Genomic DNA, 25,654 nt, shown 5'->3' on the forward strand with positions numbered 1-25,654 from the left:
AGACCGGCACGAGACAGTGACGTCCCTGCTGACCCGCACCACCCGCACCACCGGCACCGGCCTCACCGCCCGCGGCGAGTCCGGCACCGGATTGGGCGGAACGGGAACACAGGGGGACATCCTGGCGCTGTGCAGGAGGCCGATCCGCAGCAGCGGGTCCGTGCGGTAGAGAGCGAGTGATGACCCAGATGACCCAGACGCTGACGACGACCCCGCCCGCCGACGACCTCGTCGTTCCCTTCCACTGTGACCGCTGCGGCGCACTGGCCAAGGTGCGGGTGGTCCTCGCCAGCGGCAGCGACCTCGTCTTCTGCGGGCACCACGCCCGTGAGTACGAGGGCAAGCTCCGCGACATCGCGGTCGACATCATCGAGACTGACGGCGAACAGCGCCTCAGTCACTGACGGAGGCGCTATCGTCGCTCACAGCGATGAAGCCCTCACCCGACGCCGCCGCCGGTGTCCCGTCCCCGTCTGAGGGGGACGGGGCGCCGGCGGTTCCGTCGTTCCCGGGACCTCCCGGTCGACGACTACCCGGAGATCCCGAGATGCCCCCCCAGTCCCCCGCGCCGCACGTCCAGCAGACCCCCACCGGCCGGACGCCGGCGCAGCAGGTCCCGGACGAGCCGGACCAGACCACCCGGATCGACACGGAGAGCCTGTCCGACGAGACCCGCCCGGTGCCGCGCGACCGCGGGCCGGTCGGCCCCGAGGTCCCCGGCCCGGTGACCGCCGCCGAGGCGCCCGCTCCGCCGGCGACCGGGGCAGAGGACGCGGCTCCGCCCGCCGTCGAGGACGGCGAGACCCAGGACATCCGCTTCGCCCCCGGCGAGACCCCCGCCCAACTGCCGCCACCCGGCGGGGACGCCGACCAGCACACCGGCGTCCTGCCCCCGGTGACCGACGGCCCGGACGGTGCCGGCACCACGGGCAACGGCACGACTGGCAACGGCACCACGGGCGACGGCACCAGGGGCAACGGCACCACTGGCAACGGCACCACGGGCAACGGCTCCGACGGCGACGGCCCGGACGACGGCACGCCGCCGACCCGCCGTCCGTGGTGGCGCCGCCCGGCCGTGGTGACGCCGGTGGCCGCCATCGGTGTCCTGGCTGCCGCCTACGGGGTCGACCTGGTGACCACCAGCGGCGACGTCCCCCGCAACACGGTCGTGGCCGGCGTCGACCTCGGTGGCCTCTCCGCCGCGGCGGCCACCGAGCGCCTGCAGACGGAGCTCGCGCCGCGCGTGGCCGCCGACCACGTGGTGCTGGCCGACGACGTGGAGGCCACCCTCTCCCCCGCCACCGCCGGGATCACCCTCGACGTCGAGGGCACCGTGGACGCTGCCGACGACCAGCCGCTCAACCCCTGGACCCGCCTGGTGAGCCTCGTCGACGAGCGCGAGGTCGCCCCCGTCATCACCGGCGAGGACACCGCGCTGGCCGCCCAGATCGACACCATCGCGCAGCAGGTCGACCGCGCCCCGGTCGACGCGACGATCGCGATCGAGGGGACGGACGCCCGCGTCGTCGAGCCCGTGCCCGGCCGCACCCTCGACCGCGACGGGGCCGCGGAGGCCGTCACCGCGGCGCTGGCCTCGGGGGGCGACCCGGGCACCCCGATCGAGCTGCCCGTCGACGTGACCGAGGTGCTCGTGGACGCCGCCGAGGCCCAGCGGGTGCTCGACGAGACGGTCACCCCGGGCCTGGCCGCGCCGGTGACGGTGACCAGTCAGGACGGCGCCACCTCCGTCGAGGTGCCCGGGACCGCGATCGCGGCCTCGCTGACGTTCACGCCCCAGGAGGGCGGCGAGCTCGCGGTCGCGGTCGACCCGGCGGCCCTGCAGGAGGCGATGGGCGACGACTTCGCCGAGTTCGGCACCCCCGCCGAGGACGCCCGCTTCGAGCTGTCCGGGGGCAGCGTCTCGATCGTCCCGTCGGTCGACGGCACCGGCGTCGACCCGGCCGCGCTGTCCGCTCACCTGCTGGAGGTCCTGCCGCAACCGGCGCCCCGCACGGTCACCGCCGACCTGGGCCCGCTGCCGGCGGAGTTCAGCACCGCCGACGCCGAGGCGCTGGGCATCCGCGAGGAGATCAGCACCTTCACCACCAACTTCACCAGCGCGGCCAGCGGCACGAACATCCGGGTGGCCGCCGCGGAGATCGACGGCGCACTCGTCCGGCCCGGCGAGACGTTCAGCCTCAACGGCCACACCGGCCCGCGCACCACGGCTCAGGGGTACGTCGAGGCGGGCGTCATCCAGAACGGCGCGTTCTCCACCGCCGTCGGCGGCGGCGTCAGCCAGGTCGCCACGACGATGTTCAACGCCGTCTTCTTCGCCGGCCTCGAGGACGTCTACCACAAGCCGCACAGCTTCTACATCAGCCGCTACCCGGCCGGCCGCGAGGCGACGGTGTACTACGACTCGATCGACCTGAAGTGGCGCAACGACAGCGACACCGGCGTCTACATCGACACCCAGTGGACGCCGAACTCGCTGACGGTCACCTTCTACGGGACCAAGCGCTACGACGTCGAGTCGATCAGCAGCAACCGCTACAACCTCCGCGAGCCGGTCGTGCAGGAGAAGCCGGACGACGGCGGCTGCAAGCCGCAGGCCGGCTCGACCGGTTTCGACATCACCGTCACCCGGGTGTTCCGTGATCCGGCCGGCGGCGCGGAGGTCAAGCGCGAGGACTTCCGCACCCGGTACGCCGCCGAGCCGCGGATCGTCTGCGTGCCGGTCGCCGCGCCGCCCGCGCCGCCGGCGCCGGACGGCGCCGTCCCACCCCCGGCGCCCGTCCCGGGCGGCTGAGGAAGGACCCCTGCCCCCGGCATGGAAGGACCCCGTCCTCCTCACCCTCGCACGCTCGGGGCGAGCCTCGGGACGGGGCCTGCGGCGGAGTCCGGCCCGGCCAGACGGTCGGCGCGCTGACCTGCGTGCACACTGGGACGGTGCGCACCGTCCTGCCCGGGGGTCGACCGGCCGGCGCCGGACACCCCGAGGACGGTGCCGGCGACGGCGACCGACTGGCGGGTGCCACCGCCGTCCGGCGGGAGACGGCGCCCGCACGGGGCCGGCTGGACCGCTGGCCCGCGGTGCTGCGGGTCCCGCTGCAGGTGCTCGGGCGCACGGTCGCCAAGGCCTGGCAGGACCGCATCCTCGGGCTCTCCGCGGAGGCGGCGTTCTGGCAGATCCTCTCGGTGCCGCCGCTGCTGATCGGGCTGCTCGGCACGCTGGGCTACCTCGGCACCTTCATCGGCGAGGCCACGGTGTCCCAGGTCGAGGCGGCAGCGCTGCGTGCCTCCACCGAGGTGCTCACGCCGGACGTCGTCGACGGGCTGGTGCAGCCGACGCTCGACGACATCCTCGGCTCGGGGCGGCTGGACCTGGTGAGCGTCGGTTTCCTGCTGTCGCTGTGGGCCGGCTCCTCGGCGACGGCGACGTTCATGAACACCGTCGTCATCGCCTACGACCAGCGCGACGTGCGCGGCCCGATCCGCACCCGGCTGAAGGCACTGTGGCTGTTCGTCGTCGGCCTGCTGCTGGCGGTGCTCACCCTCCCGCTGCTGGTGCTCGGCCGGGGGGTCCTGGTCTCGCTGCTGCCCGCCGACTGGCAGGGCACCGCGACGGTGCTGGTCAATGCCGTCTACTGGCCGGTGGTGCTCGTCGGCCTGCTCCTGGCCCTGACGAGCTTCTACCACGTGGTGCTGCCACGGCGGCTGCCCTGGCACCGGCACCTGCCGGGGACCGTGCTGGCCGTCTCGTTCTTCGTCGTCGCGGCGTTGGCCACCCGCGCCTACGTGGCGGACATCCTCACCACGACGCTGCCCTACGGTGCGCTCGCGACCCCCATCGCCGTCCTGCTGTTCTGCTTCTTCTTCGGGATGTCGGTGCTGCTGGGCGCCGAGCTCAACGCGACGATCCAGGCCCGCTGGCCGGCACCGCTGCGCCGGCACCAGCGCCGCAGCCAGGCCCGACGAGCGGCCAAGCTCGAGCGCGCGAGAGAGCTGCAGGACTGAGCACGTCGTCGGCCTGCCGCCGACGACGTGTCGCCCCCGGGTGGGGACGGCGCCCCCTGCAGGGTCCCGCCGCGAGCCTGCGAGCGGTGGGCAGGGGGTCCTTCGACCGAGCTCGAAGAGCGGGGAGGACGGGGTCCTCCTCCGGTGAGGGGCGGGGTCCTCAGTCCTTGCGGAGCTGCTCGTAGATCTCCTTGCAGGCGGGGCACACCGGGCTGCCCGGCTTCGGGCTCTTGGTCACCGGGAAGACCTCGCCGCACAGGGCCTCGACCAGCGTGCCCATGACCGCGCTCTCGGCGATCTTGTTCTTCCGCACGTAGTGGAAGACCTCGTTGGCGTTGCCGGTGTCGCCCTCGCGGACGTCGGGCTTCTCGAGGAGGTCGGGGCTGCTCACGCGGTGCTCCCTCGGGTCGGGGACGGGTCCGGGAGCCGGCTCCTGGGCGCGACTCCCCCGCCCACCATGATGGCAGGGTGCAGCTCCCCTCCCCCGGCGCGCCCGCCGTCCCGACGTCTCCCGCGCCCGTGCCCTCCCCCGAGGTCGCCGAGGCGCTGGCCGCCGGCCGGCCGGTCGTGGCGCTGGAGAGCACGCTGCTCGCCCACGGGTTGCCCCGGCCCGAGAACCGGGCCGCGGCCGACGAGGTGGAGGCGGCCGTGCGGGCCGGCGGCGCGGTCCCGGCGACCATCGCCGTCCTGGACGGCGCGCCGCACGTCGGCCTGACCGCCGACCAGCTCGACCGGGTCTGCGCCGACGCCGACCTGGCCAAGCTCGCCGTCCGGGACCTGCCCGTGGCCCTGGCGCTGGGCCGCAGCGGGGCGACGACGGTGTCGAGCACCGCGCTGCTGGCCGCCGCCGCGGGCATCGGCGTCTTCGCCACCGGCGGCCTCGGCGGCGTGCACCGCGAGGCGGCGGACACCTTCGACGAGTCCGCGGACCTCACCACGCTGTCGCGCACGCCGGTGCTCGTGGTCTGTGCCGGGGTGAAGTCGATCCTCGACGTCCCGGCGACGCTGGAGCGGCTGGAGTCCCTGTCGGTCACCGTCGTCGGCTACCGGACGACCACCTTCCCCGGCTTCTACGTCGCCGACTCCGGCTCGACGGTGGACTGGGCGGTGTCCTCGCCCCAGGAGGCCGCGGGCGTGCTCGCCGCCCGGCGCGGCCTGGCTGCCGGCGGCGTGGTGGTTGCCAACCCGCTGCCGGACGACGAGCAGCTCGACCCCGCGCTGCACGACCGGGTGATCGCCGACGCCCTGGCCGCGGCGGCGCGGGCGGGAGTGCGCGGCAAGGCGGTGACGCCGTTCGTGCTCGACCACCTGCACCGGGCCAGCGAGGGCGCCACCCTGGCGGTCAACGTGCGGCTGGTGCTGCGCAACGCCGAGCTGGCCGCCCGGATCGCCGCCGCCCTGGCCGGCCTCCCCCGCTGACCGTGCCGGACGTCGTGGTCGTCGGGGACCTGGCGACCGACGTCGTCGTGCTGCTCGAGGGCGACCCCGCGCCCGGGTCCGACCGGCCGGCGTCGATCCGCAGCCGTGGCGGGGGTGCCGGGGCGAACGTCGCCGTCCACCTCGCCCGGCTGGGCACGCCGGTCACGTTCGCCGGCTGCGTGGGTGACGACGCCGCCGGCACCGGCCTGGTCGCCGAGCTGGCCGCCGCCGGGGTAACGCCCGCCGTCCGCGTCGTCCCGGGGACGGCCACCGGCACCATCGTCAGCCTGGTCGAGCCCGGCGGGCAGCGCAGCATGCTGGCCGACCGCGGCGCCAACCTCGCGCTCACGCCGGACGACGTCCCCCCGCCGCGCCGGCACCTGCACCTGTCCGGCTACACCCTCTTCGCGCCCGGTCCGCGCACCGCGGGGGTGGCGGCGCTGGCCGCTGCCGGCGCGGCCGACTGCACGGTGTCGGTGGACCCCGCCTCCACCGGGCCGCTGGTCGCCTACGGCGTGGAGCGCTGGCTGGCCGACACCGCGGCGGCCACGCTGGTGCTGCCCAACGCCGACGAGGCGCGGCTGCTCACCGGCTGCGCCGACCCCGCGGCGGCCGCGCGGGCACTGGCGACGCGCCACCCGGTCGCCGTCGTGACGATGGGCGCCGAGGGTGCGCTGTGGGCCGCCGGCGACCGGCTGGTGCACCGCCCGGCGCACCCGGCGACGGTGGTCGACACGACCGGTGCGGGCGACGCGTTCACCGCCGGGCTGCTGTCGGTCTGGCTGGCCGCCCCGGACGGCGACCCCGCAGCGGCGCTGGAGGCCGGTCTGGCACGGGCCGCGGCCGTCGTCGCCCGGCCCGGGGCCCGATGAGGCCCCCTGCAGGCACGAGGACCCCCTCCTCCCCACCGTGGAAGGACCCCGTCCTCACCCCTCGCAGGCTCGGGCGAGCCTCGGGACGGGGCCGCCGCGAGGGTCCGCTCAGTGCTCGATGACCCGGCCGGGGCGCGTGGGGTTCTCCAGGATGCGATCGGGCCGCGGCGGCGTGTACCGGTGCATGTCGAGCTTCTTCTTCGGCGGCCGGTCGTTGGCCATCATGACCGCGATCCACGGCAGCACGGTGCCGAGGGCGGCGAAGATGATCGCCAGCCACAGCGTCTGGTAGAAGACCGCCGCCAGCACCAGGCTCACACCACGGACGGCCATGGTGATCACGTAGCGCCTCTTCCGGGCGGCGTGTTGCTCGTCCAGGCTCGGTTCCGCCTCGGTGATGAGCACCGGCTCCGGCCGGCGGGATCGCGCGGGCTGCTGGCTCGAGGCCACGGGTTTCCTCCCCTCCGCCGTCCCCCGGGACGGCGGATCCCCTCTCGCGGTGCGGTGCCCGGCGTCCCGACGGCGTCTGGGTCCCCGCACAGCCCGGGGTCTGCCGCCCATCGTGCCACCGGATCGCGCGCGATGCAGGCACCCCGGCGTCGCGTCTCAGGAGGTCACGGCCGCCTTCGCCGCGCGCTTGGCCTCCTGCTTGGACGCCCGCACCTCGGCCAGCGACTCGGGCCCGGTGATGTCGGCGACCGACCGCCGGGAGCCCTCCTGGCCGTAGTCGCCGGCGGCCTCCCGCCAGCCCGGCGGGGTCACGCCGTACTGCTTGCCGAGCAGCGCGACGAAGATCTTCGCCTTCTGCGTGCCGAACCCGGGCAGCTGCCCGACCCGCTCCAGCAGGGTGGCGCCGTCGGGCACGTCGGCCCACAGCGCCTCGGCCCGGCCGTCGTAGCGCTCGACCAGCAGCCGGCAGAGCGCCTGCGTGCGGGCGGCCATCGAGCCCGGGTAGCGGTGGACCGCCGGCGGCCCCTGGAACCAGGCGGTCACCTGCTCGGGGTCGGCGTCGGCGAGATCGGCCGCCGAGAGGGTGTCCACGCCCATGCGGTCGGCCAGCAGCCGGGGACCGGCGAAGGCGCGCTCCATGGGGAACTGCTGGTCGAACAGCATGCCCAGCAGCAGGGCGAGCGGGTCACGGCTCAGCAGTTCGTCCGCGGCGGTGTCCTGGGTCAGGCGCAGGGTCGGCACGCTCGCGATCCTGCCGCACCCGCCCGGAGGATGACGTCTGGCCGCTGTGACTGCCACCGCCAGCCCTGATGGAGCCGCTCGGCCGCGAGGGGTCCGGTGCACCCGGTGCGAGCAGTCGGCTCGACCGCGTGGGGGGGAGGGTGGGTCCGACCAGGCTGCCGCGGAACGACTCCGGCCGCCGCCGACACGGTGGCTGCGATGGCCGCGGACCGGGGCGCCCGCGCGGCGATGAGTTCCCCGCTGACCGACGGTCCACCTGTCATCGACCGCGCGAGGAGGAGCCACGTGGACCAGCTGCTCAGAGTCCAGAACTTCACCGTCTCGAGTGACGGATTCGGAGCGGGTGAGCACCAGAGCCTGGAGAGACCGTTCGGCCACGCCGACCCCCGGGCCCTGTTCGCCTGGGCCGGCGCCACGGCGAGCTGGCCCAACCGCACCGATCCCGGCGGCAGCCGCGGGCTCGACGACTACTTCACCCGGGACTTCGCCTGCAACATCGGCGCCGAGATCATGGGCCGCAACAAGTTCGGCCCCCAGCGTGGCCCCTGGGAGGACCACGAGTGGCAGGGCTGGTGGGGTGCCGAGCCGCCGTTCCACACCCCGGTGTTCGTGATGACCCACCATCCGCGCCCGTCGTTCACGCTCTCCGACACCACGTTCCACTTCGTCGACGCCGATCCGGCCACGGTCCTCGACCAGGCGCGGGAGGCGGCCCGGGGCCGGGACGTCCGACTCGGCGGCGGGGCCACCGTCATCCGGCAGTTCCTCGACGCCGACCTCGTCGACACCATGCACGTGGCGGTCTCACCGGTGGAGCTCGGCTCCGGCGTACGGCTCTGGACCTCACCCGACGAGCTGCTCGACCGCTTCCACCTCGACGTCGTGCCCAGCCCGAGCGGCGTGACGCACCACCTGTTCTGGCGCAGGTGACACGAGAGCCCACGATGGGACGCCGGATGCGGTGGACGTGGCCGTAGTCGCTCCTGCGTTCAGCTGCTGCGCTGGCGCACGTGCCGGTCGAACAGCATGCCGAGAACGAGCGCGGGGGGTCGCGGCTCAGCAGTTCGTCGTCGGCGGCGTCCCGGCTGCTGCAGAGTCGGGGCACGACGGGCACGTGTCGCACCGGACCTCGGCGGCGATGCTCTGGCACGGTCGCCCTGCTCACACCCACTGCACTTCGTCGCTCGTGCACGACGAGTGCGAGGCAGGACAGCTGACCCGCCGCACGGGCCTGGTCGACCGGCCCCGAACGGGCGGGCCGGCCGCCGCGGTGCTCGCCGGCTCACCGACGGTCCGGGGAGACGTGCTGAGGTCGCGTGGAGCCGACCACGTCCTCGGCCATGAGCGCTGCCTGGAGCTGTAGGAGGGCGTCGGGCTGTGCGAGGGAGACGCCCATGAGCTCCTCGATCTTCTTCAGGCGCAGCCCCACGGTGTTCGGGTGCAGGTACAGCATGTCTGCCGTTCTTCTCGTGCTCAGGTCGTTGTCGAGGTAGGCGCGCAGCGTTCGCACCAGGGAGGAGTCCTTGTGCGCGTCGTAGCCCCGCAAGGGGGCGAGGACGCGGTCGGCGAAGCGGAGGAGCTCGCCGGGGTCGTCCAGCTGCAGCAGGAGCCCGTACACACCGAGATCCGACAGAGTGACGGTGCGGTTGGCCGCCCGACGCAGCTGAGCCAGGCCGAGGGCGCCACGCGCTGTGCGCACGGCCGACCGGTAGTCCTCCAAGCGGGTGCACCGCTGCCCGATCACGACCGTGGCGGTCGAGCCGCCGAGCGCACGGCGGGAGGTCTGTCGCACGGCCTCGGCCGCGGCGTGCGGGTCCCGGCCCGGGGCGGGCGTCGTCTCCGGCCACAGCACCAGGACGCAATCCCCCCAGCTGGTCACCAGCGGCCGGGGGCTCGCGCGGTCGGCGACCGCCTGGGCGACCCCGAGGAGCCGACGGATGCCCGCCGGCTGGCGGGCGTCCCCGTCGATGGCGTCGGCACGGGCGACCAGCACCCGGTGCGGACGGGCGAGCTCGTGTCCGAGCGCTGCCGCTCGGGCGCGCACGGTCGCCGACGCGTCGCCGGAGAGGAGTTCGGCGAGCACGTCACCGCGCAACTGCCACTCCACGTCCATCGCCGTCCGCCGACGCAACAGCTCCAGCGCACACACCACCGCGGCGTGCTCCAGCGCGCGCCGGTCCAGTGCGCTCAGCTCGGTCAGCCGTCCGGGAACCCACAACCGACCGACGAGCTCCTCGCCGAGCTGCACGGGTGCGGTGGTCCATGCCGTCGCTCCCGGCCCGCTGGGGGCGGTCACCTCGCTCAGACCCGAGCGGGGCGCATCCCCGGGAGGCTCGGGCGGTTCGGCCTGCGGGATGCGGTCCCCGTGCCGGGCGTCGGCGAGTCGCTGACCCGCTGGGTCGGTGACGAGGACGGGCCGGGACAGCAGGACGGCGAGCGCGTCGGCCACGGCCTCGACCCCGCCGGCGCGCAACGCCACCGCGGTGAGCGCCCGGTGGATCTCCTCCGCCTGCTCCAGCAGGTGACGCTGGGCGGTGAGGGATGCGTTGAGCCGCTCCAGATCGGCGATCGTCTCCCGCTCCCGGTCCCGGAGCCGGGCGGTCTGCAGCGCGATGCCCACCTGGTTCGCCAGTGTGGTGAGCAGGGTGATCTCGTCGTCGCCGAATCGGTGGGTGACGGTCCGGTAGCAGTTCACCGTCCCCGCCGGCACCCCGGCCACGAGCAAGGGAATGGCGACGATCGCACGGTAGCCGTACTCCCGGGCCAGTCCCGCCCACGGGTGGAAGGACGGGTCGGCGGAGATGTCCTCGATGGCGACCGGTTCGGCGCTGCGGAACGCGCGGCTCGACGGGCCCTCGGCCAGGGGGCCCGAGCCCAGGCGGATGGTGTGCTCGGCGTTGACTCGCGCCACGTACTCCGGGGAGAGCCCGTGGGCACCCGTGATGACCAGCGAGTGTTCGTCCCGGTCGGCGAGCAGGACACCGGCGGCCTCGTAGCCCATGAGGTCGCAGGCGGTGCGGGCGATGAGGTCGACCAGCCTCGGCAAGGCGACCTCGGTGTTGACCGCGGCGGCGATCGTCCCCACGCCGGACAGCCAGCGCCGGACCTCCTCGTGGCGGCTCTCGACAACCATCCGCAGTTCCACTTCCTCGCTGTGGAGATCCACAGCAGACCGGTCATACCCGGTGGATCTCCACAGTGATTGTCCATGTGGTGCACGCCACGCTGATACGGGGCCACGGGGACGATCCCGAACGACAGGAGTGCGACATGGCGGTACGGAGCCCACAGCGGGCGGTGGTGGTCGGCGGCTCGATGGGCGGGCTGACAGCGGGACTCCTGCTCCGCGAGCTCGGCTTCGAGGTGGACGTCTTCGAGCGCTCGCCGCTGCCGCTCGAGGGCCGCGGCGCCGGCATCGTGCTGCAGCCCGACACCATCCGGTGGTTCGCCGAGCACGGCGGGACCGAGGCCGTCGAGCGGGTCAGCACCGGCTCCTCCCACCTGCGGTACCTCGGCCCGGACGACGAGGTCAGGTACGACGAGCCGTCGAGGTGGCGCTTCACGTCGTGGACGGCGACCTACCGCGCGCTGCTCGCCGACCTGGGCACCGGCGGCTACCACCTCGACCACCACGTCGCCGGGCTCGACCACGACGACCGCGAGGTGACCCTGCGGTTCACCAACGGGCGCGTCGAGCGCGCCGACCTCGTGGTCTTCGCCGACGGCATCTCCTCGACCGGCCGGCGTCGCCTGCTGCCCGAGGTCACCCCGCGCTACTCCGGCTACGTGGGATGGCGGGGCACGGTCCCGGAGGGCGAGGTCAGCCACCGGACGCACGACCTCCTGCACGACTCGGTCACCTACGCGACGGCTCCCCGCACCCACATCGTCATGTACCCGATCCCGGGCAGGGACGGAGGGACCGCCGTCGGCGCCCGCGACCTCAACTACGTCTGGTATCGCAACGTCGCCGAGGGCCCCGAGCTCGACGAGATGCTCACCGACAAGCGCGGGTTCCCCAGCCCGGTCTCGGTGCACCCAGGACAGGTCCAGGACCGCTACGTCGACGAGTTGCGCGCGTCGGCGCGCGAGGTCCTCCCGCCGGCCGCCGCCGAGCTCGTCGTGCGCACCGAGCAGCCGTTCATCCAGCCGGTGCTGGACATCGAGGTACCGCACATGGCGTTCGGCCGGGTCTGCCTCATCGGGGACGCCGCGTTCGCCGCCCGCCCGCACGCGGCCGCTGGCACGGCGAAGGCAGCCTCCGACGCGTGGGCGCTGGCCGACGCGCTGCGCGACACGGACGGCGACGTCGTCCCCGCCCTGGAGAAGTGGGAGCCCGGCCGCCTGGAGGTGGGCCGCAACCTGCTGGCACGGGTCCGCGAGATGGGCCGGCACTACCAGGTCGCCAGCGACGCGGACCCCGCCGACCGGAACCTGCGGTTCGGGCTGTACGGCCCTGACCACTGAACCGATCCCTTCGACGAGGAGCACAGGCGATGACCCGACACAGCCTCCGCGCCACCGTGCCGGTGAGGGCCGGAACGCGGCCATGACGGAGATCCGCGGCGCGCGGACCGCCGCCGACCGGATGACGACGGCCGCGCGCACCTGGCTGGCGAGCCTGAGCGACGAACAGCGCGGCCGGGCGTCGTGGCCCTGGGAGGCCGGCGGTGAGCGGCTGCGCTGGTTCTACACCCCGACCGACCACGGTGGGCTGCCGCTGCGGGACATGCGGCCTGCGCAGCAGAGCCTGGCGTTGCAACTGGTCGCCACCGGGCTGTCCCGGGCCGGCTACGTCACGGTGTCCACGATCATGGGGCTGGAGAACGTCCTCGACCGGCTGGAGGGCTGGCAGGTCGACTGGGGCCGGGAGCGGGGACGCGATCCGGAGTTGTACTGGCTGCGGGTCTTCGGCCAGCCGGACGGCCGCGGGCCCTGGGCGTGGCGGTTCGGCGGGCACCACGTCTCGCTGAACTTCCTGGTGGTGGACAGCGAGGTGCAGGCGACCACGCCGTGCTTCCTCGGTGCGGACCCGGCCGAGTCCCCGCTGCTCGGCCCGCACCCGCTGCGCCCGCTCGGCGGCGCGGAGGACCTGGCCCGCGACCTCGTGCGGTCCCTCGACGAGGCCCAGGCCCGGCGTGCGCTGCTCACCGGCGTCGCCCCCGTCGACATCGTCGGCGGCAATCGGCCCCGGATCAGCGACGGGGACCTGCTGATGCCACTGCCGGACGTCTGGCGGGACCACTTCAGCGAGCCGCGCCTCGCCGAGCGCGTGCAGGCGATGCACCGTGGCGCCGAGGAGAAGGCAGGGGTGCGCCCGGAGGACCACGAGGCCGTGCGGCTCACCGCCCGGCCGAAGGGGCTGGCCGCGGCCGACCTCACGCCGGTGCAGCAGGACCAGCTGCGCGCGCTGCTCGACGTCTACCTCGGGCGCGTGCCCGACGAGCTCGCCGAGCGGGAGGCGGCCAAGTTCGCCGGCGAGCGGCTGGGTCAGGTCCACTTCGCCTGGGCCGGCGGCACCGAGCGGCACCAGCCGCACTACTACCGGCTGCAGGGCCCTCGCCTGCTGGTCGAGTACGACAACACCCAGCGCGACGTGAACCACGTCCACACCGTCTGGCGCGACCCGCAGGGCGACTTCGGGTTCGACGCCTTGCGCCTGCACCTGCAGGCCGCACACCGCTGACCCCCAGACCTCGCCCACCGCGAGGACGCCCTCGCATCACCGAGCCGGAGATCACCGGCGATCACCAGGAGGAGAGCACGATGAAGGCCCTTGTCTACGACGGCCCCGGCAAGATCGACTGGCGGGACCACCCGGACCCCGTCCTGCAGCGCGACACCGACATCCTCATGCGGGTCACCAAGACCACGATCTGCGGCTCGGACACCCACATCATCAAGGGCGGCGTCCCGGACACGCCCCAAGGCACCGTCCTCGGGCACGAGGGCGTCGGCGTGGTGCAGGAGGTCGGCTCGGCGGTCACCAACGTGGTCCCGGGCGACCGCATCCTGGCCGCCTGCGTCAGCGCCTGCGGCTACTGCCGATTCTGCACCGCGGGGCAGTACGGCCAGTGCCTCAACGGCGGCTGGGCCCTCGGCCACCTCATCGACGGGGTGCAGGCGGAGTACGCCCGGATCCCGTTCGCGCAGAACTCCGTCTACAAGATCCCGGACGAGCTCAGCGACGAGCAGGTCCTGTTCCTCACCGACATCCTCGCCACCGGGTACGAGGTCGGTGTGCTGCGCGGTGCGGTGGCGCCCGGGGACACCGTCGCCATCGTCGGCGCCGGGCCGGTCGGACTGTCGACCACCCTGACGGCACGGCTGTTCTCGCCGGCCAACATCGTGGTCATCGATCTGGTGGACTCCCGGCGCAAGAAGGCGCTGGAGCTGGGTGCGACCCACGCCGTCTCGCCCGAGGAGGCACACGAGGTGGTGAACGGGCTCACCGACGGTCTGGGTGCCGACGTCACGATCGAGGCGGCCGGCTTCCCCAAGCCGTTCGAGCTCGCCGCGGCCCTCGTCCGCCCCGGCGGTCACATCGCGAACATCGGTGTCCACGAGGAACCCGCGACGCTCCACCTGGAGACGCTGTGGGCCAAGCAGATCACGCTCACCACGGGGATCCCCTCCGGGCTCACCATCCCGCAGCTCATGAAGGCGATCGCGTCGGGGACCCTCGACCCCACCAGCATGATCAGCCACCGGTTCGACCTCGGCGACATGGTCATGGGCTACGAGACCTTCAAGAACGCGGCGGAGACAGATGCGCTGAAGGTCGTCCTCAGCAGCTGACAGCTCGACGGACGACGGCCTGCTCCACCGCGGGAGCGCGCGGTGGAGCAGGCCGTTCGCTGCTTCCACACCGAGCCCTCCGGCCCGACCTCCCCGCCGTCAGCCGCTCGGCCCGGACCCGGCGACGGCACTGGCCGGCTCACGGACGGCCCGACGTGGCCTGCCGCGACGACCTGGGCCTGGCCACCCAGCAGGCGGAGGTCAGGAGCCGCGCCTGTCCCGGCCCGCCTGGCTGTCCCCGACGGTCGCCCGCACCGAGGTGCTGGCCGGGCTGGTCGTCGCGCTCGCGCTCATCCCCGAGGCGATCAGCTTCTCCATCCTCGCCGGGGTCGACCCCCGGGTGGGCCTGTTTTCGTCGTTCGTGATGGCCGTGGTCATCGCGTTCACCGGCGGCCGCCCCGCCATGATCACCGCGGCCACCGGCGCCATCGCGCTGGTGGTGGCCCCGCTGGTCCGCGACCACGGCCTCGAGTACCTGCTCGCCGCCGTCGTCCTCGGCGGCGTCTTCTCTGCAGGCGGTTGCGCAGGGCGGCCCGGGATGCGGCGATCGTCTCGGGCAGCAGGACCAGCAGTGCGATGACCACGCCGACGGGCGACGGCGGGAAACCGGCCGCGGCGACGCCGGCCTCGATGGCCGGTGACTCGACCTTCGCCAGCCCGACGACCGCGACCAGCGCGATCAGCAGCAGGAGCAGGCTGGTGACCGCCGCTCGACCCGTGGGGGGCTCGGCGTGCTCCTCCGGCGAGTCGACCGTCCCGGGCGCGCGGACGGGGAGGAAGAAGTCGCGGTGGCGGACGGTCTGGGTGAGCACGAAGGCCGCGTACAGCACGAGCGAGGCGACCGCGGCGAAGGCCAGCTGCGCGCCGGAGAACTGTGGGCCCGGGCGACTGGTCGTGAAGGTCGGCAGGACCAGGCTCAACGTGGCGACGGTCGCGACGGTGGCCAGCGCGGCCCCGCTCCCCTCGGTGTTGAACACCGCGAGCCCGTAGCGCCGGGCGCCCAGCAGCAGCGACAGGCCGACGATGCCGTTGCAGGTGATCATCACCGCGGCGAACACGGTGTCACGCGCGAGCGTGACCGTCTCCGACCCGCAGGAGACCATCAGGGTGACGATGAGCGCGACCTCGATGACCGTGACCGCGAGCACCAGGGAGCCGGAGGGCTCACCGACCCGGTGGGCCACCACCTCGGCGCGGTGCACCGCGGAGAGCACCGCCCCGGCCAGGACCAGCGCCACGGCGACGGCGAACACCGGGCCGAACGTCCGGCCCCACGTGGCGGCGAGCACCAGCAGCGCCAGGACCGGCAGGACCGTCGTCCTGCGGACCGCACGTGCGGGCCCGTTCCGGTCGGGGGGTGCGCTCATGTGCCGGTGTCTCCGAACCAGTGCGCCAGCCGGCCGCTGCGGTGGACGGCGAGGATGCGGCGTTCGGTGTCGGGGCGTTGAGCGGGTCGGGTGAAGACCAGCAGGACGTCGCCCGTGCGCAGCCGGGTGTGGGGAGCGACCGCGGAGGTGGTCCCGTCGCGCGCGAGGAGGCCGGGGGTCGCTCCCTCGGGGAGGCGGAGCTCGTTCATGTAGACGCCGTGCAGGCGGGAGCCGGGCAGGACCCGGACCTGCAGCAGGTCGGTGCCCAGCTCGTGCAGGGACGAGGTGCCGACGTCCATGTCCAGCGGCACGCCGTTGGACCTCCCTGCCGGCTCGGGGCCTCCGGGCACGAGGCGGCGCGGGATCCCGCGGGCCAGCCGCGGGGAGGCGTAGACCGCGATCGGACCGAGGACGGCGAGGACGAGGACGTAGCCGGCGGCGAACGAGCCGAGCCGGGGGTCCAGCCCGGCCGACAGCGCCAGCGAGGCGAGGACCAGCGAGAACTCGCCGCGGGTCAGCACGGTCAGGCCGATGTTGGCCGCTCCCAGGCGCCCGAGGCCGTGCAGGCGGGCGGCGACGATGCCGGCGACGACCGCGAGCACGACCGTCGTCCCGGCGGCGACGAGGATCTGCGGGAGCACCGCGAAGACGTCCCCGACGTCGATGGTCAGGCCGAAGTGGAAGAAGAAGATCGCGCCGAAGCCGTCCCGCAGCGGATGGGTCAGCTGCCGCAGCCGGCGAGCCGTCGGCGTGGAGGCCAGGATCAGGCCGATCATGAACGCGCCGATGGCGTCCGAGACGCCCAGGTGCTCTCCGGCGCCGGCCGTGCTGATCGCCAGCCCCAGGGCCAGGACGACGACGATCTCCTCGTCCCTCGTCCGCATGAGGGCACTGACCCACCGGGTGCCGTGCCGCGCCACCACGGACAGCGCCAGCAGGAACGCGAAGGCGACGCCGATGCCGGTCACGGCCTCGGCCACGCCGGAGGCGCCGCCGAGCACCGGTTGCAGCAGGGCCAGGTAGAGGGCGAGGAAGAGGTCCTCGATGACGATGATCCCGAGGATAACCCGGGTCTCGGGGTTCCCCAGCCGCCGCGTCTCGACCAGCAGCTTGGTGACGATGGCGGACGAGGAGATGCCGACGATGCCGGCGATCACGAACGCCTCCGACGTCCCCCAGCCCAGCGCGAAGCCCAGCGCCAGCCCGCCGCCGATGTTCAGGCACAGGTAGACGCCCGCGGCTGCCGCAAGCCGCCGTCCGCCGGAGGTGAGCTGGGTGAGGGAGAACTCCAGGCCCAGGTAGAACAGCAGGAACACCAGGCCGAGACGGGCGACCAGCTCGAGGTCCCCCGGCTCGCCGACCAGGACGAACCCGGGGGTGTGCGGCCCCAGCAGCACGCCGGCGAGCATGAACAGCGGGATGGTCGGCAGCCCGATGGGCACGCCGGCCCGGGCGACCAGGCCGCAGACCAGGAAGGCGCCGCCGAGCGCGAGGAGTGCCTCAGCGACGTGGTGCACCCGACCTCCTCGAGGACGCCCTCCTCCGCCTGCCGGCCGCCGGCCCGCACCCGATCCTCACGGGCCGGCCGGCCGGGTGGAATCCGTGGCAGCACCCATTTCCGGGTGTGCTCGGGAGGTCGGGATGGGTGCTGGGCCCCATCTTCCGCGCGGGTTCTTGGCCGGTGGCCTGCCATGCCGGAGGCTCGGCGTCGTCGACTCCAGCAGGGCGGTGGGGGCAGCGGATGGCGCAGGGGGCACGGCTAGCGACCGGTCGCGGTCTGCCGCTGTTCTGGCGGGTGTGTCTCGTCAACGGCGCCGTCTTCGCCGTGGGCACCGCTGTGCTGGCGGCGTCCCCGGCGACCGTCTCGACGCCGGTGCTGGCCCGTGAGGCGCTGGTGCTCTCCGTCGGCCTGACCGTGATGCTGGTCGCCAACGGGCTGCTGCTCCGCGGGATGCTGGGGCCACTGGACCGGCTGCGGTGCCTGATGGAGGACGTGGACCTGCTGCGCCCCGGCCAGCGCCTCCCGGAGCAGGGCAGCGGACCGGCCTCCGATCTGATCGGCAGCTTCAACGCCATGCTGGAACGGCTCGAGGCCGAGCGTGCCGCCTCCAGCGGACAGGCGCTGGCCGCCCAGGAGGCCGAGCGCCGCCGGGTCGCCCAGGAGCTGCACGACGAGGTCGGGCAGAGCCTCACCGCGGTCCTGCTCGGCCTGCGGCAGGTGGCCGACCGGGCACCGGCCGAGCTGCAGCAGGAGGTGCTGCTCGTGCAGGAGACCGCGCGGGCCGGCCTCGACGAGGTGCGGCAGGTGGTCCGGCGGTTGCGCCCCGGCGTGCTCAACGACCTGGGTCTGGTCAGCGCCCTGACGTCGCTGGTGACCGAGCACGCCCGGCTCACCGGCGCCCAGGTGTACCGCCGGTTGTCCACCGACCTGCCCCCGCTCGGCCCTGATGCCGAGCTCGTCGTCTACCGGGTGGCGCAGGAGGCGCTGACCAACGTCGCCCGGCACGCCGACGCCCGACGGGTCTGCGTGGACCTGACGCCCACGTTCGCCGGCGACGCCGTCGAGCTGCGGGTCGTCGACGACGGCCGTGGTGTCGGCACCGGCCGCGAGGGTGCGGGGATCCGCGGCATGCGGGAGCGGGCCATGCTCGTCGCCGCCACGCTCACCGTCGGGTCCCACCCCGAGGGCGGCACCGAGCTGCGGTTGCTGGTCCCGGTGCCCCGGCCGGGGGACGGCCGGTGACCTCCGCCGCGCCCACCCGGATCCTGCTCGCCGACGACCACGCCCTCGTCCGTCGCGGCGTCCGGCTGATCCTGGACAACGAGCCGGACCTGACCGTCGTCGCGGAGGCCGGCGACGGCGCGGAGGCCCTGGCCCTCGCCCGCGTGCACGCCATCGACCTCGCCGTCCTCGACGTCGCCATGCCGCGGCTCACCGGCCTGCAGGCCGCCCGGGAGCTGTCGCGGCGCTCCCCCGCCACCCGCATCCTGCTGCTGTCGATGTACGACAACGACCAGTACTTCTTCGAGGCCCTCCGCGCCGGCGCCTCCGGATACGTGCTCAAGTCGGTCGCCGACCGGGACCTCGTCGAGGCCTGCCGTGCGGTCGTGCGCGAGGAGCCGTTCATCTACCCCGATGCGCTGACCGCCCTCATGCGCGAGTACCTCCAGCGGGCCGCGCGCGGCGAGCGGCTGCCCGGCAGCGTGCTGTCGGCCCGCGAGGAGGAGGTGGTCAAGCTGATCGCCGAGGGGCGCTCCTCGCAGGAGATCGCGTACCTGCTCGTGATCAGCGTCAAGACCGTCGAGCGGCACCGGGCCAACGTCCTGGCCAAGCTGGAGATGCGGGACCGCACCCAGCTGACCCGGTACGCGATCCGTGCCGGCCTGATCGAACCCTGACCGCGGCCTCGCTCCACGGCCGCCGATCCCGGGTCCTCGCTGACCGCCTCACCGCTCGGCCGACGAGACCGATCCTCCGGACGCGACTGCTGGAGGACCCCCGGGCCGGGGTGCGCCGAGAGGCCCCGGGGACCGGCGTCGCCGGTCGGAACGTCGACCGGCGACGCCGCGTTGACCTGTCGGGGTCCTGAGCCTGCCCCGACCCACTCCGACGAAGAGAGCCATGAGCACCGATCACATACCCCAGGCCGCGCATCCCGACCTCGGTGAGGAGGTGCGTGGCCGGTGACCGAAGTGCTCTCCCTGCTGCTCGGGGTGCTCGTCGTGCTGGCGATCACCATCGCCACCGGGTACTTCGTGGCGCAGGAGTTCGCCTACATGGCGGTCGACCGCTCCTCGTTGGCCGCTCGCGCCGAGGCCGGTGACGCCGCCGCCCAGCGCGCCCTGAGCGTCACCCGCCGCACCTCGTTCATGCTCTCCGGTGCCCAGCTGGGCATCACCGTGACCGGACTGCTGGTCGGGTACGTCGCCGAGCCGCTGATCGGCGAGTCCCTCGGTGCGTTGCTCGGCGGCGCCGGCATCCCGACCGCCGTCAGCGTCGGCATCGGTGCGGTGCTGGCGCTGCTGTTCTCCACGGTCGTGCAGATGCTGTTCGGCGAGCTGTTCCCGAAGAACCTCGCCATCGCCCGCCCGGAACCGGTGGCCCGCTGGCTGGCCGCGTCCACCGTCGGCTACCTGAAGGTGCTCGGCTGGCTGGTCTGGGTCTTCGACCAGGCGTCGAACCTGCTGCTGCGGGCCCTGAGGATCGAGCCGGTGCACGACGTCGAGCACGCCGCCACGGCCCGCGACCTCGAGCACATCGTCGAGGAGTCCCGGGAGAGCGGGAACCTGCCCGCGGAGCTGTCGATGCTGGTCGACCGGATCCTGGACTTCCCCGACCGCGACGTCGAGCACGCGATGATCCCCCGCCCGCGGGTGGACACCGTCCAGGATGCCGACACCCTCGGCCACCTGCGCGAGCTGATGGCCTCCGGGCACTCCCGCTACCCGGTGCTGGACGCCGGGACCGGTGACGTGGTCGGCGTGGTGCACCTGGCCGACCTGCTGACCACCCCCGAGCCCGACACGGCACCGGTGACCGCCATCGCCCGTGAGTGCCTGGTCGTGTCCACGTTCACCCCGCTGCCCGACGCACTGCGCCAGCTCGCCGACACCGGAAACCAGATGGCCTGTGTCATCGACGAGTACGGCGGGTTCGCCGGCGTTCTCACGCTGGAGGACCTCGCCGAGGAGCTGGTCGGTGAGATCACCGACGAGCACGACGCCGACGTCGACCCCGACTACGTGCCGGTCGAGGGCGACGGCGTGTGGGAGATGGCCGGCGACGTCCACGTCGACGAGGTCGAACGCTCCCTCGGCGTCGACCTGCCACGCGGTCACTACGAGACGATCGCCGGCCTGGTCATCGCCGCCGCCGGCACGCTGCCCGAGCCCGGGGCGACGCTGGCCGTCGAGCTGCCGCCCGACCCCGGCGACCTGGTCCACGAGGACGACCCGCGGCCGCGGCTGCTGCACGTGGAGGTGCTCGCCGTGGAGCGGCACGTGCCGTCCCGAGTGCGCCTCGAGCTGCCCGACCGCGCTGGCACCGCCGTCGGCGCTGCTCGCGCGGCCGCTGCTGCCGGGGGGACCTCCCGATGAGCGACAACCCGTGGGTGGTCGTCGCCGCCACCGTCGTCATCGTGGCGCTGAGCGCGTTCTTCGTGGCCGTGGAGTTCGCCGCGCTGGCGGCCAAGCGGCACCGGCTGGAGGAGGCCGCACCGACCAGCCGGTCCGCTCGGGCGGCGCTGCGCAACTCCTCGGAGCTGACGCTGCTGCTGGCCGGCTCGCAGCTGGGCATCACCGCGGCCACCCTGGCCCTGGGCGCGATCAGCAAGCCGGCGGTGCACCACTGGCTGACCCCGCTGTTCGAGAGGTGGGGGCTACCGCTGGTCGCCGCCGACGTCGTCGGGTTCGTCCTGGCGCTGCTGGTGGTGACGTTCATCCACCTGGTGGTCGGTGAGATGGCGCCGAAGTCGTGGGCGATCGCCCACCCGGAGCGCTCGGCCACGCTGCTCGCCGGGCCGATGCGGGCCTTCATGGCGGTCGTCCGGCCGCTGCTGCGCGCGCTGAACGCCGCGGCCAACGCCCTGGTCCGCAAGGTCGGGGTGGAGCCTGCCGACGAGGTCGCCGTCGGGCACAGCCCCGACGCGCTGCGTCACCTGGTGGAGCACTCGGCCAACGTCGGGGCGCTGGACGCCGGCTTCTCCGCGCAGATCTCCGGCGCCCTGGAGCTGGAGCGCATGACCGTCCGCGAGCTGGTCTCCGCGGGCGCGCCGCTGGGCGCGGTGCCCGCCGACGCCACCGTCGGCGCGGTGCGCGAGGCCACCCGGCGGACCGGGCACCTGCGCATCCTCCTCGGGACCCGGGCGCGGCTGACCGGTGTGGTGCACGTCCGCGACACCCTCACCGAGCCCGACGAGGCGCCGGCCACGCCGTTCGCCCGGCCGGTGTTCGCCCTCGAGGCCGACACCACCGTGCACGCCGCGCTCAAGGCGATGCGCGAGACCCGCAACCACCTGGCCGTCGTCACCGACGGCGGTGCCGTCCTCGGCGTCATCACGCTCTCGGACGTGCTGCGCCGGCTGTTCCCGCGGCCGATCACAGCCGCCGCCTGAACGGCGGTGTGGCCGGGCACGTGACGGGCCCGGCCACACCGCCGTTCGGAGCGTTCAGGTGGTCAGCGCACCGAGCGGTGACGCGAGCCGGCGAGCCCCTCCGCGACGCCGATGAGCAGCACCGCGGCGATCACCGCCACGACGAAGCCGAGCACGTTGAGCTCGAAGATGTCGCCGGTGCCCAGCAGGTTGGCGATGACACCGCCGATCACCGACCCGACCAGGCCGAGCAGCAGGGTCGCGAGGATGCTCAGGTTCTGCTTGCCCGGCTTGATCAGGCGGGCGAGCGCGCCGATGACGAGGCCTGCGACGAGGAAGCCGATCATGGCCCGCCGGTACCTGCACGTCGGCCCCGCCAAACGGCCCGATGCACGTCCGTGACGCTTCGCGCCCGAATCGACGTCACCCGCCACGGGGCGGTGCGCGCGGCATGCCGCCTGTCCCCGGCGGGTACCGGACCGGCATGAGCCGCGAGGACAAGATCAACAACAAGATCGACGAGCTGGCCGGCAAGAGCAAGGAGGCCGTCGGCCGGGCCACCGACGATCCCGACCTGGTGGCCGAGGGCAGGGCCGACCAGGCCAAGAGCAACCTCAAGCAGGCCGGCGAGAAGGTCAAGGACGCCTTCAAGTAGGTCAGCGACCCACGGGCGCGGCCCACCTCTGAGCCGGCGCCCTCGCCGAGGCCCCGAGCCGCCACCTCCAGGAGTCCTCCGCCGGCAGTCCGAGCAAGGAGACCGGTGGAGACGAGCGCCTGCCCCGGACGGCCACGACCCCCTGGACGCCGCCGAACCGCCCCGCTCCGGAGGCCGTAGCGGCAAGAGGAGCGCCGGTCCTGGCCAGGCTCACCTGCCAGGGGTGCGGGGGACGTCGGCCCGCAGATGGGGAACGACCACCCTTTGGTGTGGTGCCGCGCTGCTGGTCACGCCCCCCGTTCCCACCCCGGAACTGCTGCTGGGCGGCCTCGGGCGCGAGCGTCGGGGTGGCACGAGCAGCCGCAGCGTCCTTGGTCGCTCCTCCTCGACACACGTGCTGGTCCACCACCATCCCGATGAGCAGAGCCGGTGGGTCCCGGCACCTGGCACGGGCACGCCCACGGTCAGGCCCTGCACGTCACCGAGGGCATCGGCCCGACCCGGTCCCGCGAGGGGCGAGGTCGTCGTCCTCTGCTCCGGCGACACCGTCCGGTGCGCGCCGGAGGGCGAGGGCCGAGGTCGGCCGACAGCCCCCTGAGCCCGCCGCCACGTCGCTCCCCGCGGCGAGCCCCACCGAACCCGAAGGGAACCCGCCATGCGAGGTGCAGTCCTGCACGCCCCCGGCGACGTCCGCGTCGAGGACCGCCCGGACCCGAGGATCGAGCAGCCCACCGACGCGGTCATCCGGCTGGCCGCCACGTGCGTGTGCGGCTCGGACCTGTGGCCCTACCGCGGCATCGAGCCCGTGCACGGCCCGTCCCCGATGGGCCACGAGTACGTCGGCGTGGTCGAGGAGGTCGGCAGCGAGGTCACCACGATCGAGCCCGGCCAGTTCGTCGTCGGCTCCTTCTTCGCCTCCGACAACACCTGTGAGATCTGCCGGGCCGGCTACCAGACGTCCTGCGTCAACCGGCAACCCGGCGCCGCCACCGGCGGGCAGGCGGAGTACACCAGGGTCCCGCTGGCCGACGGCACCCTCGTGGCCACCCCCGACCTCCCGTCGGATGACCTGGTACCCGCTCTGCTGGCCGCCTCCGACGTGCTCGGCACCGGCTGGTTCGCCGCCGTCGCCGCCGAGGCCGGCCCGGGCAAGACCGTCGCGGTCGTCGGCGACGGCGCCGTCGGCCTGCTCGGCGTCCTCGCGGCCCAGCAGCTCGGGGCCGAGCGGATCATCGCGATGAGCCGCCACGAGCCCCGCCAGCAGCTGGCGCTGCAGTTCGGCGCCACCGACCTCGTCACCGAGCGCGGCGACCAGGGCGTCGCCCGGATCAAGGACCTCACCAACGGCCTGGGCGCGCACTCGGTGATCGAGGCCGTCGGCACCCAGGAGTCGATGATGCAGGCGATCCGCGCCACCCGGCCCGGCGGGCACGTCGGCTACGTCGGCGTCAGCCACGACGTCTCCCTGCCCGGTGCGGAGCTGTTCTTCTCCGGCGTCCACCTGCACGGCGGCCCGGCCCCGGTGCGCCGGTTCCTGCCCGAGCTCATCGACCTGATCTGCACCCGCCAGATCGACCCCGGCCGCGTCTTCGACCTCGAGCTGCCCCTCGAGCAGGCCGCCGAGGGCTACCGGGCGATGGACGAGCGCCGCGCCATCAAGACCCTGCTGCGCCCCTGATCTCCGGCCTGGAGTCCTCGGGTTGTCGCGCGTGGTGGTGTGTCAGGTACCTGACACAGGCGTAGTTTGGATCCGTGCTCCCGGCCTCGCTCCCCGCTCCCCGTGGCGACTTCGCCGTGGTCGTGCTGGCCGCCAGCACCGGTGGCGTGCGGGCGCTGCGGCGGGTCGTCTCCGGCCTGCCGTCCGTCTTCCCGGTGCCGGTCCTCGTGGTGCAGCACCGCAGTCCCGGCGCGCCGCAGCTGCTGACCGACCTGCTACGGGCCGCGGGGACCCTCCCCGTGCGCACCGCCACGCCCGGTCCTCTGGAACACGGGATCACCGTGCTGCCGGCCAGGACGACCGCGGACGTGCACCCGAACGGCCACCTGACGCTGCGCCCCTGCCCCACGGCCGCGACCGTCGACGACCTCCTCACCAGTGCGGCCGCGACCTTCGGCCCTCGGGTACTGGCGGTGGTGCTGACCGGCCGGCTGTCCGACGGGGCCGCAGGCGTGCGTGCGGTCCGGCGGGAGGGCGGCCGGGTGCTGGTCCAGGACCCGGACGACGCCGAGGCGCCCGGCATGCCCAGCGCGGCACTGGCCACCGGCTGCGTCGAGCACGCCCTGCCCCTGGATCTCGTCGCACCGGCTCTGGTGGCCTACACCATGGCCGCCGGCGCGGCCGACCTGTTCGCCGTGCCGGTCCCGCCGTGGGCCCGCCTGGGCCGGCGTGGGTCCGTGCCGGCATGACGGGCGGCGACCAGGGGTAGCCCCGCGACTCCCGGAGCAGCCGGGAGCCCCCGTCCCGAGAAGGCGGCACGTGTCCACGCCGACCAGCAGCAGCGAACCGGACCCGCGACACAACCTCCTCCTGCGCTCCCTGCCCGAGGACGAGTTCGGTCGGTTGCTGCCCGCCCTGGAGAGGGTGGACCTCGACGTCCGCGAGCAGCTCCACGCGCGCGGCAGGACGATCGAGCACCTCTACTTCCCCGTCGACGCCGTCCTGTCGTTGCTCGCCACCGTCGAGGGAGAGGCGGCGGTCGAGGTCGCCACGATCGGCTACGAGGGCGTCGCCGGACTGCCGGTCTTCCTCGGCACCGCCGAGAGCCCGCACGACGCCTACTGCCAGATCGCCGGACGAGCGCTGCGCCTGTCGACCGCCGAGCTGCGCCGGTACCTGTCCCAGGACGGCGCCCTGCACGACCTGCTGCACCGCTACACCCAGGCCACCATGGTGCAGCTGTCCCAGAACGTGGCCTGCAACCGCCTGCACACCACCGAGGAGCGCTGCGCCCGCTGGCTGCTGCAGACCCGCGACCGCGTGGGCGCCGACGAGTTCACCCTCACCCAGGAGTTCCTCGCCCAGATGCTGGGTGTGCGCCGAGGTACCGTCTCGCTGACCGCGGGGGTGCTCCAGCAGGCCGGGGTGATCCGCTACACCCGGGGGCAGATCACCGTCCTCGACCCCGACGCCCTGCACGAGGCGGCCTGCGACTGCTACGACATCGTGCAGACCGAGTACCGGCGCATCACCGCGGCGCCGGAGGTCTGACCCCGGCCCGGTCCGGAGGACGGGGTCCG

25 protein-coding genes and 1 pseudogene are annotated in these 25,654 nt (G+C 74.0%); 18 read left to right on the top strand and 8 right to left on the bottom strand.

Annotated features, from left to right (window positions below; translation table 11 throughout):
• Window positions 1–179 precede the first annotated feature (179 nt).
• From ACU610_RS11735 to ACU610_RS11745, 3 genes are all read left to right on the top strand, one after another.
• Window positions 180–404: a DUF7455 domain-containing protein gene (locus tag ACU610_RS11735; RefSeq protein WP_012949566.1), complete on the top strand. Its 225-nt coding sequence runs from the start codon at window positions 180–182 to the stop codon at window positions 402–404.
• A 143-nt stretch (window positions 405–547) separates the two neighbouring features.
• Window positions 548–2,815 carry a VanW family protein gene (locus tag ACU610_RS11740; RefSeq protein WP_446767890.1) on the top strand — a complete coding sequence of 756 codons (2,268 nt, stop codon included), beginning with the start codon at window positions 548–550 and terminating at the stop codon, window positions 2,813–2,815.
• A gap of 140 nt (window positions 2,816–2,955) precedes the next feature.
• On the top strand, window positions 2,956–4,023 hold the full coding sequence (locus ACU610_RS11745) for a YihY/virulence factor BrkB family protein (RefSeq protein WP_446767891.1): 1,068 nt from the start codon (window positions 2,956–2,958) through the stop codon (window positions 4,021–4,023).
• A 160-nt stretch (window positions 4,024–4,183) separates the two neighbouring features.
• Here the strand turns inward: ACU610_RS11745 and ACU610_RS11750 are convergent, their stop codons facing one another.
• Window positions 4,184–4,414 (bottom strand): DUF3039 domain-containing protein, encoded by a 231-nt coding sequence (locus tag ACU610_RS11750; RefSeq protein ID WP_446767892.1) that lies wholly within the window; start codon window positions 4,412–4,414, stop codon window positions 4,184–4,186.
• 77 nt (window positions 4,415–4,491) lie between these two features.
• Here ACU610_RS11750 and ACU610_RS11755 point away from each other — a divergent pair, with 77 nt between their 5' ends.
• Both ACU610_RS11755 and ACU610_RS11760 read left to right on the top strand, forming a co-directional pair.
• Window positions 4,492–5,442: a pseudouridine-5'-phosphate glycosidase gene (locus ACU610_RS11755; RefSeq protein WP_446767893.1), complete on the top strand. Its 951-nt coding sequence runs from the start codon at window positions 4,492–4,494 to the stop codon at window positions 5,440–5,442.
• 2 nt (window positions 5,443–5,444) lie between these two features.
• Window positions 5,445–6,314 (top strand): carbohydrate kinase family protein, encoded by an 870-nt coding sequence (locus ACU610_RS11760; RefSeq protein WP_446767894.1) that lies wholly within the window; start codon window positions 5,445–5,447, stop codon window positions 6,312–6,314.
• A 108-nt stretch (window positions 6,315–6,422) separates the two neighbouring features.
• Here ACU610_RS11760 and ACU610_RS11765 read toward each other — a convergent pair whose 3' ends face one another.
• Together ACU610_RS11765 and ACU610_RS11770 are read right to left on the bottom strand one after the other, a co-directional pair.
• Window positions 6,423–6,764 (bottom strand): DUF3099 domain-containing protein, encoded by a 342-nt coding sequence (locus ACU610_RS11765; protein WP_446767895.1) that lies wholly within the window; start codon window positions 6,762–6,764, stop codon window positions 6,423–6,425.
• Between the two features lie 156 nt (window positions 6,765–6,920).
• A complete protein-coding gene (locus ACU610_RS11770) occupies window positions 6,921–7,505 on the bottom strand; it encodes an HhH-GPD-type base excision DNA repair protein (protein ID WP_446767896.1) in 585 nt (194 codons plus the stop codon).
• 285 nt (window positions 7,506–7,790) lie between these two features.
• Between ACU610_RS11770 and ACU610_RS11775 the strand changes: the two genes are divergently transcribed.
• Entirely contained in the window at window positions 7,791–8,435 is a 645-nt protein-coding gene (locus tag ACU610_RS11775; protein ID WP_446767897.1) for a dihydrofolate reductase family protein, read from the top strand.
• Between the two features lie 352 nt (window positions 8,436–8,787).
• Here ACU610_RS11775 and ACU610_RS11780 read toward each other — a convergent pair whose 3' ends face one another.
• Window positions 8,788–10,638 (bottom strand): helix-turn-helix domain-containing protein, encoded by a 1,851-nt coding sequence (locus tag ACU610_RS11780; RefSeq protein ID WP_446767898.1) that lies wholly within the window; start codon window positions 10,636–10,638, stop codon window positions 8,788–8,790.
• A gap of 137 nt (window positions 10,639–10,775) precedes the next feature.
• On the opposite strand from ACU610_RS11780, the gene ACU610_RS11785 reads away from it, so the two are divergent.
• The 3 genes from ACU610_RS11785 (at window position 10,776) to ACU610_RS11795 (ending at window position 14,303) form a co-directional block, all read left to right on the top strand.
• Entirely contained in the window at window positions 10,776–11,972 is a 1,197-nt protein-coding gene (locus tag ACU610_RS11785) for an FAD binding domain-containing protein (RefSeq protein ID WP_446767899.1), read from the top strand.
• Window positions 11,973–12,054: 82 nt separating this feature from the next.
• Window positions 12,055–13,191: a DUF3500 domain-containing protein gene (locus ACU610_RS11790; RefSeq protein WP_446767900.1), complete on the top strand. Its 1,137-nt coding sequence runs from the start codon at window positions 12,055–12,057 to the stop codon at window positions 13,189–13,191.
• Window positions 13,192–13,271: 80 nt separating this feature from the next.
• Complete coding sequence (locus ACU610_RS11795) at window positions 13,272–14,303, top strand: alcohol dehydrogenase catalytic domain-containing protein (RefSeq protein WP_446767901.1); 1,032 nt, start codon at window positions 13,272–13,274, stop codon at window positions 14,301–14,303.
• A gap of 201 nt (window positions 14,304–14,504) precedes the next feature.
• Here ACU610_RS11795 and ACU610_RS11800 read toward each other — a convergent pair whose 3' ends face one another.
• On the bottom strand, window positions 14,505–14,723 hold the full coding sequence (locus ACU610_RS11800) for a hypothetical protein (protein ID WP_446770775.1): 219 nt from the start codon (window positions 14,721–14,723) through the stop codon (window positions 14,505–14,507).
• On the opposite strand from ACU610_RS11800, the gene ACU610_RS11805 reads away from it, so the two are divergent.
• Complete coding sequence (locus ACU610_RS11805; protein ID WP_446770719.1) at window positions 14,620–14,883, top strand: SulP family inorganic anion transporter; 264 nt, start codon at window positions 14,620–14,622, stop codon at window positions 14,881–14,883. The genes ACU610_RS11800 and ACU610_RS11805 overlap by 104 nt on opposite strands.
• A 229-nt stretch (window positions 14,884–15,112) precedes the next feature.
• Here ACU610_RS11805 and ACU610_RS11810 read toward each other — a convergent pair.
• Both ACU610_RS11810 and ACU610_RS11815 read right to left on the bottom strand, forming a co-directional pair.
• A pseudogene (locus tag ACU610_RS11810) lies at window positions 15,113–15,670 on the bottom strand (hypothetical protein); the annotation flags it as partial.
• Window positions 15,667–17,187, bottom strand: coding sequence for a cation:proton antiporter (locus ACU610_RS11815; RefSeq protein WP_446767902.1), 1,521 nt, complete (start codon window positions 17,185–17,187; stop codon window positions 15,667–15,669). The gene ACU610_RS11815 and the pseudogene ACU610_RS11810, both read right to left, overlap by 4 nt.
• A gap of 224 nt (window positions 17,188–17,411) precedes the next feature.
• On the opposite strand from ACU610_RS11815, the gene ACU610_RS11820 reads away from it, so the two are divergent.
• From ACU610_RS11820 to ACU610_RS11835, 4 genes are all read left to right on the top strand, one after another.
• Window positions 17,412–18,413, top strand: coding sequence for a histidine kinase (locus tag ACU610_RS11820; protein WP_446767903.1), 1,002 nt, complete (start codon window positions 17,412–17,414; stop codon window positions 18,411–18,413).
• Window positions 18,410–19,069, top strand: a complete 660-nt coding sequence (locus tag ACU610_RS11825; protein WP_446767904.1) for a response regulator — start codon at window positions 18,410–18,412, stop codon at window positions 19,067–19,069. Before ACU610_RS11820 ends, ACU610_RS11825 begins: the two co-directional genes overlap by 4 nt.
• Window positions 19,070–19,354: 285 nt before the next feature.
• Window positions 19,355–20,767, top strand: coding sequence for a hemolysin family protein (locus tag ACU610_RS11830; protein WP_446767905.1), 1,413 nt, complete (start codon window positions 19,355–19,357; stop codon window positions 20,765–20,767).
• A complete protein-coding gene (locus ACU610_RS11835) occupies window positions 20,764–21,783 on the top strand; it encodes a CNNM domain-containing protein (RefSeq protein WP_446767906.1) in 1,020 nt (339 codons plus the stop codon). The genes ACU610_RS11830 and ACU610_RS11835 overlap by 4 nt, the downstream gene beginning before the upstream one ends.
• A gap of 62 nt (window positions 21,784–21,845) precedes the next feature.
• Here ACU610_RS11835 and ACU610_RS11840 read toward each other — a convergent pair whose 3' ends face one another.
• Window positions 21,846–22,109: a GlsB/YeaQ/YmgE family stress response membrane protein gene (locus tag ACU610_RS11840; protein WP_446767907.1), complete on the bottom strand. Its 264-nt coding sequence runs from the start codon at window positions 22,107–22,109 to the stop codon at window positions 21,846–21,848.
• A 137-nt stretch (window positions 22,110–22,246) separates the two neighbouring features.
• On the opposite strand from ACU610_RS11840, the gene ACU610_RS11845 reads away from it, so the two are divergent.
• The 4 genes from ACU610_RS11845 (at window position 22,247) to ACU610_RS11860 (ending at window position 25,625) form a co-directional block, all read left to right on the top strand.
• Window positions 22,247–22,417, top strand: a complete 171-nt coding sequence (locus tag ACU610_RS11845; RefSeq protein WP_446767908.1) for a CsbD family protein — start codon at window positions 22,247–22,249, stop codon at window positions 22,415–22,417.
• A 655-nt stretch (window positions 22,418–23,072) separates the two neighbouring features.
• Window positions 23,073–24,095, top strand: coding sequence for a zinc-dependent alcohol dehydrogenase family protein (locus ACU610_RS11850; RefSeq protein ID WP_446767909.1), 1,023 nt, complete (start codon window positions 23,073–23,075; stop codon window positions 24,093–24,095).
• Window positions 24,096–24,169: 74 nt separating this feature from the next.
• Window positions 24,170–24,823, top strand: coding sequence for a chemotaxis protein CheB (locus ACU610_RS11855; RefSeq protein ID WP_446767910.1), 654 nt, complete (start codon window positions 24,170–24,172; stop codon window positions 24,821–24,823).
• Window positions 24,824–24,893: 70 nt separating this feature from the next.
• Window positions 24,894–25,625 carry a Crp/Fnr family transcriptional regulator gene (locus ACU610_RS11860; RefSeq protein ID WP_446767911.1) on the top strand — a complete coding sequence of 244 codons (732 nt, stop codon included), beginning with the start codon at window positions 24,894–24,896 and terminating at the stop codon, window positions 25,623–25,625.
• Window positions 25,626–25,654 lie beyond the last annotated feature (29 nt).

It is taken from the genome of Geodermatophilus sp. URMC 61 (genome assembly GCF_052931555.1).

What these genes read in the sequence shown, in the direction of transcription:
- ACU610_RS11740 (WP_446767890.1), top strand. Translation starts at nt 548, where the DNA reads ATGCCCCCCCAGTCCCCCGCGCCGCACGTCCAGCAGACCCCCACCGGC.
- ACU610_RS11835 (WP_446767906.1), top strand. Translation starts at nt 20,764, where the DNA reads ATGAGCGACAACCCGTGGGTGGTCGTCGCCGCCACCGTCGTCATCGTG.
- ACU610_RS11850 (WP_446767909.1), top strand. Translation starts at nt 23,073, where the DNA reads ATGCGAGGTGCAGTCCTGCACGCCCCCGGCGACGTCCGCGTCGAGGAC.
- ACU610_RS11735 (WP_012949566.1), top strand. Translation starts at nt 180, where the DNA reads ATGACCCAGATGACCCAGACGCTGACGACGACCCCGCCCGCCGACGAC.
- ACU610_RS11840 (WP_446767907.1), bottom strand. Translation starts at nt 22,109, where the DNA reads ATGATCGGCTTCCTCGTCGCAGGCCTCGTCATCGGCGCGCTCGCCCGC.
- ACU610_RS11790 (WP_446767900.1), top strand. Translation starts at nt 12,055, where the DNA reads ATGACGGAGATCCGCGGCGCGCGGACCGCCGCCGACCGGATGACGACG.
- ACU610_RS11845 (WP_446767908.1), top strand. Translation starts at nt 22,247, where the DNA reads ATGAGCCGCGAGGACAAGATCAACAACAAGATCGACGAGCTGGCCGGC.
- ACU610_RS11820 (WP_446767903.1), top strand. Translation starts at nt 17,412, where the DNA reads ATGGCGCAGGGGGCACGGCTAGCGACCGGTCGCGGTCTGCCGCTGTTC.
- ACU610_RS11780 (WP_446767898.1), bottom strand. Translation starts at nt 10,638, where the DNA reads ATGGTTGTCGAGAGCCGCCACGAGGAGGTCCGGCGCTGGCTGTCCGGC.
- ACU610_RS11795 (WP_446767901.1), top strand. Translation starts at nt 13,272, where the DNA reads ATGAAGGCCCTTGTCTACGACGGCCCCGGCAAGATCGACTGGCGGGAC.
- ACU610_RS11785 (WP_446767899.1), top strand. Translation starts at nt 10,776, where the DNA reads ATGGCGGTACGGAGCCCACAGCGGGCGGTGGTGGTCGGCGGCTCGATG.